Annotated in this window: 7 protein-coding genes; 4 read left to right on the top strand and 3 right to left on the bottom strand. The window is 70.7% G+C overall.

What is annotated here, in order from left to right; all coding sequences use genetic code 11:
- Positions 1 to 417: 417 nt before the first annotated feature.
- Both ACFRFC_RS32375 and ptsP read left to right on the top strand, forming a co-directional pair.
- Positions 418 to 867 (top strand): PTS glucose transporter subunit IIA, encoded by a 450-nt coding sequence (locus tag ACFRFC_RS32375; protein ID WP_382693018.1) that lies wholly within the window; start codon positions 418 to 420, stop codon positions 865 to 867.
- A 79-nt stretch (positions 868 to 946) separates the two neighbouring features.
- On the top strand, positions 947 to 2,617 hold the full coding sequence (gene ptsP / locus ACFRFC_RS32370) for a phosphoenolpyruvate--protein phosphotransferase (protein WP_382693020.1): 1,671 nt from the start codon (positions 947 to 949) through the stop codon (positions 2,615 to 2,617).
- Between the two features lie 75 nt (positions 2,618 to 2,692).
- Here the strand turns inward: ptsP and ACFRFC_RS32365 are convergent, their stop codons facing one another.
- Positions 2,693 to 3,592 (bottom strand): hypothetical protein, encoded by a 900-nt coding sequence (locus tag ACFRFC_RS32365; protein ID WP_382693022.1) that lies wholly within the window; start codon positions 3,590 to 3,592, stop codon positions 2,693 to 2,695.
- A gap of 177 nt (positions 3,593 to 3,769) precedes the next feature.
- Positions 3,770 to 5,737: an acetoacetate--CoA ligase gene (locus ACFRFC_RS32360; protein ID WP_382693024.1), complete on the bottom strand. Its 1,968-nt coding sequence runs from the start codon at positions 5,735 to 5,737 to the stop codon at positions 3,770 to 3,772.
- A gap of 212 nt (positions 5,738 to 5,949) precedes the next feature.
- Here ACFRFC_RS32360 and ACFRFC_RS32355 point away from each other — a divergent pair, with 212 nt between their 5' ends.
- On the top strand, positions 5,950 to 8,328 hold the full coding sequence (locus ACFRFC_RS32355) for a TIM-barrel domain-containing protein (RefSeq protein WP_382693026.1): 2,379 nt from the start codon (positions 5,950 to 5,952) through the stop codon (positions 8,326 to 8,328).
- Here ACFRFC_RS32355 and ACFRFC_RS32350 read toward each other — a convergent pair.
- The gene (locus ACFRFC_RS32350) at positions 8,319 to 8,849 is read right to left on the bottom strand and encodes an NUDIX domain-containing protein (RefSeq protein ID WP_382693028.1); all 531 of its coding nucleotides are present in this window, start codon (positions 8,847 to 8,849) and stop codon (positions 8,319 to 8,321) included. The genes ACFRFC_RS32355 and ACFRFC_RS32350 overlap by 10 nt on opposite strands.
- A gap of 329 nt (positions 8,850 to 9,178) precedes the next feature.
- Here ACFRFC_RS32350 and ACFRFC_RS32345 point away from each other — a divergent pair, with 329 nt between their 5' ends.
- Positions 9,179 to 10,831, top strand: a complete 1,653-nt coding sequence (locus ACFRFC_RS32345; protein ID WP_382693029.1) for a GGDEF domain-containing protein — start codon at positions 9,179 to 9,181, stop codon at positions 10,829 to 10,831.
- Positions 10,832 to 11,026 lie beyond the last annotated feature (195 nt).

The raw sequence follows: 11,026 nt of genomic DNA, 5'->3' as shown, positions 1-11,026 counted from the left end.
ATCTGGCGTTGATTTTTGGCACGCTGTTGAGTTCTCAAGGAACGGACGCTTCCTTCGTACTCACCCTCTCGGGCTTTCCTCCGGGCTTCCCTTCGGTGTTCCCAAACTCTATCAGTGTTTTTCCGTCCCCCTGACCACCGTCCTGCGGGCATGCAGAAGGCGACCCCGGGATAGGATCTGACAAGTTGGGTGCTGCTAGGCAGAGTCGCCTGGTGCGTTGCTCAGCCTGAAGCAGGAGTACGACTGTACAGGTGGCTCCGGAGCGGGCGCAAACCGATTGGTGCCCGCCCCTAGGGTCGCGTACCCGTCCCTCGAGTAGGGAACCGGCACTTCATATGACATACCCTGCTGAAACAGTGCGCCGTCCGGGACAGGCAGTGACGGCCCATATGAATCTCCACCCCTGGGAGGCTTCCCATGACCACCGTGTCGTCCCCGATCGCAGGACGCGCCATCGGACTGGCCGCAGTGCCGGATCCGGTTTTCTCCGGGGCCATGGTCGGCCCGGGTACCGCCATCGATCCCTTGCGTGAAGCCGGTGAGGCGGTTTCGCCTGTCGACGGCGTCATCGTCTCGCTTCACCCGCACGCGTTTGTCGTCGTGGACAGTGAAGGACACGGCGTGCTCACCCACCTCGGCATCGACACGGTGCAGCTCAACGGTGAGGGTTTCGAACTGCTGGTGAACAAGGGGGACACCGTCACGCGCGGCCAGGCCGTCGTGCGATGGAACCCGGCCGCGGTCGAGGCCGCCGGCAAGTCGCCCGTGTGCCCGATCGTGGCGCTGGAGGCGACCGCCGAGGCGCTCTCCGAGTTGCGTGAGGACGGCGACATCAAGGCGGGCGACAGTCTCTTCGTCTGGCAGTGACGTCGGCACCGTCCTCATGACGGCCAGTAGGGCAACCATCGCGGCGGCGGGACCCGCCGCACTATCGGAGACGGGTGAGATGGAGACAACGCTGCGAGGCGTCGGCGTGAGCCACGGTGTGGCGATCGGCGAGGTTCGGCACATGGGAACGGCGGTACTCGAACCGCCCGCCAAGCAGATCCCTGCGGAGGAGGCGGAGCGTGAACAGGGGCGCGCTCGCCAGGCCGTGGAGGCTGTGGCTGCGGACCTGATCGCGCGCGGCAATCTGGCGGGGGGCGAAGCCCAGGCGGTGCTTGAGGCGCAGGCCCTGATGGCGCAGGACCCCGAATTGATGGCCGACGTGGACCGGCGGGTGACGGCCGGCAGCACGGCCGAGCGTGCCGTGTACGACGCGTTCGCCGCGTACCGCGAGTTGCTGGCGGCTGCCGGTGAGTACCTCGCCGGGCGGGTCGCGGACCTCGATGATGTGCGGAACCGTATCGTCGCTCGGCTGCTCGGTGTGCCGATGCCCGGTGTGCCGGACAGCGACGAGCCCTATGTACTGGTCGCCCGTGATCTGGCGCCGGCCGATACGGCTCTGCTGGACCCGACTCTGGTGCTGGGCTTTGTCACCGAGGAGGGCGGGCCGACCAGCCACAGCGCGATCCTGGCGCGGGCGCTCGGAGTTCCGGCCGTGGTGGCGCTGCCCGGTGCGGGTGAGCTGGCCGAGGGCACAATGATCGCCGTGGACGGCTCGTCCGGCGAGATCTTCGTGAACCCCACCGAGGAGAAGAAAGGTCAGCTGGAGGCCGCGGCCGCCGAGCGCAGGGCGGCGCTGACCTCGGCGACGGGTCCTGGTGCCACGGCCGATGGTCACAAGGTGCCCTTGCTGGCCAATGTCGGCGGTCCGGCCGATGTGGCCGCTGCTGTCGAGGCGGGTGCCGAGGGTGTCGGTCTGTTCCGTACCGAGTTCCTGTTCCTGGACGACAGTAAGAACGCTCCGTCCGAGGAGAAGCAGGTCGAGGCGTACCGGAAGGTGCTGGAGGCGTTCCCCGAGAGCCGTGTGGTGGTGCGGGTGCTCGACGCGGGCGCCGACAAACCGCTGGATTTCCTGACGCCTGCCGACGAGCCCAATCCGGCGCTCGGAGTGCGGGGGCTGCGCTCGCTGCTCGATCATCCCGATGTGCTGCGCACGCAGCTGACCGCGCTGGCCAAGGCCGCGGAGGGGCTGCCGGTCTACCTTGAGGTCATGGCCCCGATGGTGGCCGACCGGTCGGACGCCAAGGCGTTCGCCGACGCGTGCCGGGCGGCCGGGCTTCAGGCGAAGTTCGGTGCCATGGTGGAGATTCCGTCGGCCGCTCTGCGGGCGCGGTCGGTGCTCCAGGAGGTGGAGTTCCTTTCGCTGGGGACCAATGATCTCGCGCAGTACACTTTCGCCGCCGACCGTCAGGTCGGTGCCGTCTCGCGGTTGCAGGATCCGTGGCAGCCCGCGCTGCTCGATCTGGTCGCGCTGTCCGCGGAGGCGGCGAAGGCCGAGGGCAAGAGCTGTGGGGTCTGCGGTGAGGCGGCGTCGGATCCGCTGCTGGCGTGTGTGCTGACCGGTCTGGGGGTCACCTCCCTCTCCATGGGTGCCGCGTCCATTCCTTATGTGCGGGCCACGCTCGCGAAGTTCACCCTGGCCCAGTGCGAGCGGGCCGCCGCTGCCGCGCGGGCTTCGGACAGTGCCGATGATGCGCGTGCGGCGGCGCAGGCGGTGCTGTCCGGCGAGTAGCCGCAAGGCAGCGGTTCCCGTGGCTGTTCCGTTTCGAGGGGCTCCTCACCGTGCGGTGGGGAGCCCCTCGCGCTGTCAGTGATGGTGCCCGGTCGTCTTGTCCTCACCATCGATTCCGAGGTCGGGCGGCACGGAGTAGTCGACGCCGGATTCCGGTGAGATGAGGTCGCCTGATTCGACGTCGGTGCAGTAGGCGTCGAAGACCTCGCCCGCGGTGAGGGGTGCGAGTCCTTCGCCGCGCAGCCGCCATCCGTAGATCCGGTCGGTGGTGTCCGGGGCGCTGGTGCGCATCACGAGTCCGCCGGGGCTGTGGGTCGCGATGCCGAGCGCGAGGACCGTGGTGAACTCCAGGGCTTCGGTCTCGTCGACTTGGGTGGTGCCGGTGTTGTCCTGGTCGGCGTGGAGTACGACGGCGAGCATCTCCGGTGTGCCGGAGACGGTGCAGACGAGGTGCCGGTCGCCGGGTGGTGCCGTGTCGAGGACGCGCATCAGGAGGGCGGACGCGCGGGCGAAGGCGGCACGGCCGATGTCCTCGCCGCAGGTGGCGCAGGCGCCCAGTCGGGCCAGGCACGCGGAGGCGTACTCCCAGGTCGCTTGGCGGACGGCTTCGTCGACGAGATCTGGGACGAGGTCGTCGAGCGGTTGGCCCTTGTAGGGGACGGCCGGTCCGGTGGCGGCGAGTTCCGCGGTGTAGCGGGTGCGGCTGGAGGGGGTGTCGGGGTCCAGGCCGGTGGCGGTGCAGAACTTGGCGTACTCCTCTGGGTCGAAGAGCGCGACCGTTGTGTGGCTGCCTTGGGAGGCGCGTGTCCTGAGCAGGGCTTCGATCTGCCGGAGATAGGTCTTGTGGTCGTCGAAGACGAAGCTGCGGTAGCGGCGCATGCTCCGGAAGTCGTGCTCGTCGGTGAGCAGGCCGATGGTGCCGGCGATTTCGCGGCGCAGGACGCGTCGCATGGTCTGGTGGTCGGTGTGTGCCATGGCTTCCCCCTGTGTGCAGTCGATCAATGCTCACTCACAGTAACTGGCGGCACTGACAATGGCTTCGGGGGAGCGTCCGAGCCGACCTGCCGGTGAGTTGTTTCGGCAGGTCAGGGTGGGTTTTTCCGCGGCGGCTCCGGGGCTGGGACGAGGCCGCCGACGGTGACTTCGTGGGGCTCAGGCGCGTTTGCGGGCCAGGTCCTCGTAGAAGGGGAGGAGGCCGAGGTTGTCGATGGAGCCGGGGTTGACCGCTTTTTCCAGTGGGGTGCCCTGGAGGAGGCGCTTGACCGGGACCTCGATGCGTTTGCCGGTGAGGGTGTGGGGGATGCCGGGGACCTCGATGACCTCGTCGGGGACGTGGCGGGGGGAGAGTTGCTCGCGGATGGTCTGTTTGATGCGGGTCAGAAGGGCCTCGTCTAGTTGTGCTCCGGGGGCCAGGTGGACGAAGAGGGGCATCCAGTAGCCGCCGTCGGGCTGTTCGATGCCGATGACGAGGGATTCCTTGATCTCGGGGAGGCGCTCGACGGCTTCGTAGATGTCCGCCGAGCCCATGCGTACGCCCTGGCGGTTGAGGGTGGAGTCGGAGCGGCCGTGGATGATCACGGAGCCGTGTGAGGTGACCGTGATCCAGTCGCCGTGGCGCCAGACGCCCGGGTAGGTGTCGAAGTAGCTGTCGTGGTAGCGGCTGCCGTCGGGGTCGTTCCAGAAGCGGATCGGCATCGAGGGCATGGGGTTGGTGACCACGAGTTCGCCGACCTCGTCGATCAGGGGGTTGCCGTTGGGGTCCCAGGACTGGAGGTCGGTGCCGAGGCAGGCGGCCTGGAGTTCGCCGATGTGGACGGGGAGGGTGGGGACGGCGCCGGCGAAACAGGAGCAGACGTCGGTGCCGCCGCTGACGGAGGCGATCCACAGGTTGTCGCCGACCTCGTCGTGGAGCCAGCGGAAGCCATCGGGCGGCAGGGGGGAGCCGGTGGTGGCCACGCAGCGCACCGAGGACAGGTCGTGGTCGCGCGCGGGGTGCGCCTCGGCCTTGCGGCAGGCCATGACGTACGCGGCGGAGGTGCCGTAGAGGGTGGCCCGGGTGCGTTCGGCGACGCGCCATTGGGCGGCGAGGTCGGGATAGCCGGGGCTGCCGTCGTGGAGGACGATCGTGGTGCCGGTGAGCAGGCCGGAGACGAGGAAGTTCCACATCATCCAGCCGGTGGACGTGTACCAGTAGAAGCGGTCCTCGGGGCCGAGATCGCAGTGCAGACCGAGTTGCTTGAGGTGTTCTACGAGGATGCCGCCCTGGGAGTGGACGATGGCCTTGGGCAGGCCGGTGGTGCCGGAGGAGTAGAGCACCCACAGGGGGTGGTCGAAGGGGACCTGTTCGTAGTCGGGGTCCACGTCCGCGGCGGTCAGGGACGACCAGTCGAGGGCGCCCTCTGGGGCCTCGGTGCCGAGCAGCGGGATGTGGACGACCGCGCGGAGGGTGGGCAGGTCGCGGCGGAGTTCAGCGACGGTGTCACGCCGGTCGTGTTCCTTGCCGCCGTAGCGGTAGCCGTCGACGGTGAACATGACGACGGGTTCGACCTGCTGGAAGCGGTCGAGGACGCTGCGGGCGCCGAAGTCGGGGGCGCAGGAGGTCCAGACGCCGCCCACGGCGGCGGTGGCGAGGAGGGCGGCCACGGCCTCGGGGATGTTCGGCAGATAGCCGCAGACGCGGTCTCCCGGGCGTACGCCGAGCGCGCGCAGCTCGGCGGCCAGGGAGCCGACCTGGCGGCGCAGTTCTCCCCACGTCACCGGCCGCGGTTCATGGGTTTCGTCGACGCACAGGAGGGCTGTTTCGTCCGCGCGGTCGTCGGCCGCGCGCAGGGCGTGTTCGGCGTAGTTGAGGGTCGCGCCGGGGAACCATTGGGCGCCGGGCATGGCGCGGTCGCCCAGCACGCGCGCGTAGGGGGTGGAGAAGCGTACGTCGAACCATTCCGTGACGGCCTTCCAGAAGGCTTCCAGGTCGGTCACGGACCAGTGGTGCAGGGCCGGGTAGCCGCCGGCGGCGGGGGCCCCGTGGTGTTCGGCCGCCCATGCCTGGAACCTGGTGATGCGCGCCTCGGCGACCCACTGCGGATCCGGCTGCCAGAGTGGCTGTGGGGTGGCGGTCGACATATGTGGCTCCCGGGACTCTGCGCGTCGTTGCGTCGCCCGCGCGCGGGCTGTGGTGGGCGCGCGACACGGCTGGTAGGGACGATGCCATTTGATCGACTCCGACACCAGGATCCGGCCCACATAGTCGGCGTGATGAATATGTGGTCCCAGCACGGGTGAACGGCAGTTGAACGATGCACACGGGTGGGCCTGTCGATGGCAGGCTGAGCAGCATGGATGGTCGTGACCTGGTGCGTTCGGTGAAGTCGGTCGGTGCTGTGGGGGCAGCCCACAGGTTGCGTACCGTACGGGCCGCTTGGCGCAGGAAGCGGGCGGATGCCGTCGGGCTGCCGCAGCGGGGGGCGGAACGCGCGCGCGTGCCGGGGCCGGTCGGGGAGGTGGAGCCGGGTCCTGGGGGCGGTCTGATCAGGTTCGCGCGCTCGGAGCTGCGGATCATGGTGGCGGTGAACGGGACGGTTTTCTGGGGCTGGGACGGGGCCGGTCCCGAGCCGTCGTACGCGTTGGCCGGCTCGTGTCCGGAGCCGGATCCGCGGGCGGTGCTGGAGCCGGACAAGGACGGCGGCTGGCGGGTGGTGGCGGAGCGGGTGACGCTGGTGATCTCGCGGCACGGGGCGGTCGAGGTGCTCACGCCGGGTGGGGTCACGCTGCGCCGGGAGCAGCCGCCGCGCTGGTGGGAGCCGGTGCAGGGGGGTGTGGCCCGCTGGATGCAGCGGTCGGAGGTGGCGGCGGACGCGCGGTTCTTCGGGCTGGGCGGGCGGGCGTCGGGGCCGCGGCTGCGGGACGGGACGTACCGTCTGTGGAACACGGATCCGGGGCGGGCTTTCGGGCCGGACGAGGATCCGCTGTATCTCACGATGCCGGTGCAGCTGGTGGTGGCGGACGCGTCCACGCACTTGATCTTCCACGACACGTCCTGGGACGGGTCGGTGACCCTGACGGAGGGCGAGGAGGGGGCCGGGTCGGGGCACGACCGGGCCGGGGGGAGCGAGCTGCGGATGGACGGCGGTCCGCTGCGTTGCTGGGTGATGGTGGGGACGCCCGCGCGCGTGCTGCTGTGCTGGGCGTCGCTCACCGGTGCGCCCGCGCTGCCGCCTGTGTGGGCGCTGGGGCACCATCACGCGCGGTGGGGGTTCGGCAGCGAGGAGGAAGTGCGCCGGATCGTGGCCGGGTACCGGGAGCACGGGCTGCCGCTGGACGCCGTGCATCTCGATATCGACCACTTCGACGGGCACCGGGTGTTCACGGTCGATCACGAGCGCTTTCCCAAGCTGGAGGGACTCGCAGAGGAACTGGGTCGGGACGGGATCCAGCTGGTGTCGATCGTGGACCCGGCGGTCAAGGCGGAGCCGGGGAACGCGGTGTACGACGGCGGGACGGCCGAGGACGCCTTCGTGCGGGACGCCTCGGGGCAGGTGGTGCGGGGGGTGGTGTGGCCCGGGGAGTCGGTCTTCCCGGATTTCACGCACCCGCGCGTGCGTGCGTGGTGGGGCCGGCTCTATGCGGAGCGTCTGGGACAGGGTTTCTCGGGCTTCTGGCACGACATGAACGAGCCGACGTCGTTCACCGCGTTCGGCGAGTCCACGCTGCCGAGGTCGGCGCGGCACGCGCTGGAGGGCCGTGGGGGCGACCACCGGGAGGCGCACAACGTGTACGCGTTGTGCATGGCGAGGGCGGCCTACGAGGGGCTGCGCGAGCTGTGCCCGCAGGAGCGGCCGTTCGTCTTCTCCCGCTCTGGCTGGGCCGGGATGCAGCGCTACGGCGGCACCTGGTCGGGGGATGTGGCGACGGGCTGGCCGGGACTGCGGGCCTCGTTGTCGCTGGTCATGGGGCTCGGGTTGTGCGGGGTGCCGTATTCGGGGCCGGATGTGGGCGGGTTCGACGGCTTTCCGTCGCCGGAGCTGTATCTGCGGTGGTTCCAGTTGGGGGCCTATCTGCCGCTGTTCCGTACGCACGCGGGTCTGCGGGCGGGGCGGCGCGAGCCGTGGGCGTTCGGGCCCGAGGTGCTCGGGCACGCGCGCGAGGCGCTTGTCGAGCGCAGGCGGCTGATGCCGTACTTCGTGACGCTGGCGCATCTGGCGCGGCGGACGGGTGCGCCCTATGTGCGGCCCTTGTGGTGGGGGGCGCCGGAGGACCGGGCGTTGCGCGACTGTGAGGATGCGTTTCTGCTGGGCGACGCGCTGTTGGTGGCTCCGGTGATGGACGCGGGCGCGGACCGGCGGGCGGTGCGGCTGCCGCGCGGTCGCTGGTACGACACGGCGACGGAGGTGTCGTACGAGGGGCCTGGGAGGGTGTTCGTGGATGCTCCCCTGGCGCGTATTCCGGTGCTGGCTCGCGCGGGTGCGGTTCTTCCGGTGCGGGGTGCGGACGGCGGGCTGGAGCTGGAGGTGTGGGCGCCCGCGCGCGGGCGTACCGGGAGCGGGCTGGTGGTGGCGGACAGCGGGGACGGGTGGGACGAGCCGGAGATCGAGCGGTACGTCACCCGCTGGCAGGGCTCGCGCGTGGTCGTCGAGCGGGAGCGGGAGGACGGCCCGGTCGAGCCGCCCCACCCGGTTCGGGTACGCGGGCTGCCGAAGGAGCGGGATCAGATGTAGCGGCCCTCGAACCAGGCCCTGGCGGCCAGGGTGTGCAGCGGGAAGGCCAGTTCGTCCGCCCTGCGCAGCAGGTGCCAGCCCTCGGTCTCGTCCGTGGCCGCCGACGGGGGCAGGCCCTCGGCGGGGCGTTCCGGAAGGAGACCGAACAGCAGCAGATGGCCGTCGGGCGAACTCATCGCATCGGCCAGGCGGACGTCGCGGGTGGCTGCGTCGATGCCCGTCTCCTCCTTCAGCTCCCGGACGACGGCGTGGCGCCAGTCCTCGCGGTCGTCGATGAAGCCGCCGGGAAGGGCGATGCCGCCCCGCGCGGGAGCGATGGTGCGGGTGATGACGACCAGGGCGGTGCCCTGCGTGTCGTACACGGGCTGGAGGGCCACCGCGACCGGCAGCGGGTTGCGGTAGGCAACGGTGCCGCACGACGCGCAGGTGCGGGGCCAGCCGGTCACGCCCTCTCCGTAGGGCGCTCCGCAGCGCGAACAGTGGGAATCGGGCGCGGAGTTGGGGTGTGGGTTCTCGGACACGTCGCGGACTGTATCCGATCACCTGGAAGGCGTTACTCCGGGCTGTGTCGTCGGCCGGGTGGTATCGGCCGCTGGTGAGGGACTTTCGCGACACGCGGAAATGAGGGAGGTGTACGAACTCCGGTGGTCGCCGGTTGGTTCAGCGGGGACGGGGACTGCTTCGGGCTCCTCGGTACGTGGTGCTCAGTCTTCGGTCGTGTGCACCGCGCCCGTGGTCCTCATCACCAGGACCGGCAGAGGATTCGCACGCTGTGCGATCTGCTCGGAATCCTGCGTGAACGTCTTATGAATTGCCCTTGGACGTACGCCTTTGGCGTCATCATGCTCGCGTGCGCTCCTGGACGGATTCTCTCCGCTTCGCGTTCCAGCCCGTGGTGAATCTGACCACCGGGGGGATCGTCGCACTGGAGATCCTGGCCCGCCCGGAGGCCGGCGACATCCTGGCCGAGGCACGACGGGACCCGGAACTCGACGGCACGCTCACGGTGTTGGCGCTGCGCGCGGCGGTGCGCAAGGAGACGATGCTGCCGCTGCATGTCAATGTGTTCGCGGGCACGCTCGCCGATCTCGGTGGGCTGACGCCGCTGCACGACGCGGTGCGGCGGGCCGGGCGGCTGCCGTGGGAGGTCACGCTGGATGTCAGCCCGCCCTACACGCACGTGCCGCAGCAGGCGCTGCTGGAGGCCGTGGGCGCGCTGCGGGAGCAGGGTTTCCGGATCAGCGCGGACGGGGTCGGGGACGGGGATGTGCCGCTGCGGCTGCTCACGGACCTGGCGCCGGACCTGGTGAAGCTCGACGCGTCGCTGCTGGCGCGTCGCCCGGCGGTGAAGTCGATGCGCACCCTGTGCGAGGAGATGGGCGCGCTGCTCGCCGTGGAGGGCGTGGAGACGGAACTCCAGTGCGCGGCGGCGCAGTCGGCGGGGGCGCAGCTGGCGCAGGGTGATCTGTTCGCGCCGCCGGCCCGGCTGCCGGTGGCGGAGGTGTACGTGCCGCAGGGCTCCCCCGCGCCCGGCGTGGCGCCACGGTCAGGGCCGTCGGTACAGGAGTTCGTACGGCCCGCGGCGCTGCTGCCGGACGCCGCGTCCGCCGGGCGGGTGCGGGCACTGCTGACCGGGTCGCCGGACATCTCCGGGGTGCTGCTGGTGGACCGGGACGGGGTGCCGGTGCGGTCGGTGCACCGCTCGCGGTTCCTGCTGTCGATGTCGGGGCGCTACGGGCACGCCCTGTACGCGGACCGGCCCGCCGCCAAGCTGGGTGATCCGCCGCGGACGGTGGGGGTGCACGCCACCGCGTGGGAGGTGCTGGACGTGGTGGCCGACGGGGACCGCGCGCGTACGTCCGACGATGTGGCTGTTGTCGACGACCACGGGCGGTGCGTGGGGGTCGTGCGGCTCGCCGATCTCGTACGGGCGCTGTCCGAGACGCGGGTGGAGGAGGCGGCCGGGCTCAATCCGCTGACGCGGCTGCCGGGGTCCGACGCGATCACGGGTGAGGTGGACCGGCGGATCGCGGAAGGCTGGACGTTCACCCTGAGCTGGCTCGATGTCGATCACTTCAAGCAGGTGAACGACGGGGCGGGGTTCGCGGCCGGGGACGAGCTGATCCGGTCGGTGGGACAGGCGGTGCAGCGGGTGGCGTCCGGGAGTATGCGCGTGGGGCACATCGGCGGGGACGACTTCCTGGTCCTCGCTGATCCGGAGGGGTTGGATCCGCTGGCTGCCTCGGTGCTGGACGTGCCCTGGTCGGCGGGTGGGCTGACGGTGACGTTATCGCTGGCCACGGTGGTGTGCGGGCCGGGGAGTGTGACCGATCACCGGGAGGCGGCGGCGTGTCTCGCGCCGTTGAAGAAGGCCGCCAAGGCGCTCGACGGGGCGAGCTGGGTGCTGGGGCGGGCCGGGCTGCCGGGGTACGAGATCCGGCGGGGGGCGGGGCCTGGGCCGGGGCGGGCGGGGTGTGCGGTGGCGGAACCGGGGAGGGGCTGAGGGGCGAGGGAGGCCCTGTCGGCGGGAAATGTGTCACACGCGTGCGGGCTTCTGCCCTGAGGGCGGCATAGGGGGTGTCTTTGTGCCGTGGGGAGGGTGGCGGGGCGTCCGCAAGGGGCGTCGGTGGGGCATCCCAGGCGCGTAGGTGGGGGCATGATCGGCAGCCCTGAATCCGGCCGTAAAGGCCCTGGGACA

The sequence above is a fragment of the Streptomyces sp. NPDC056734 genome (assembly GCF_042790455.1).
Lineage (GTDB): Bacteria > Actinomycetota > Actinomycetes > Streptomycetales > Streptomycetaceae > Streptomyces.
The sequence above is the reverse complement of the archived record's forward strand: the minus strand, read 5'-3'. Positions and strand labels throughout refer to the sequence as shown.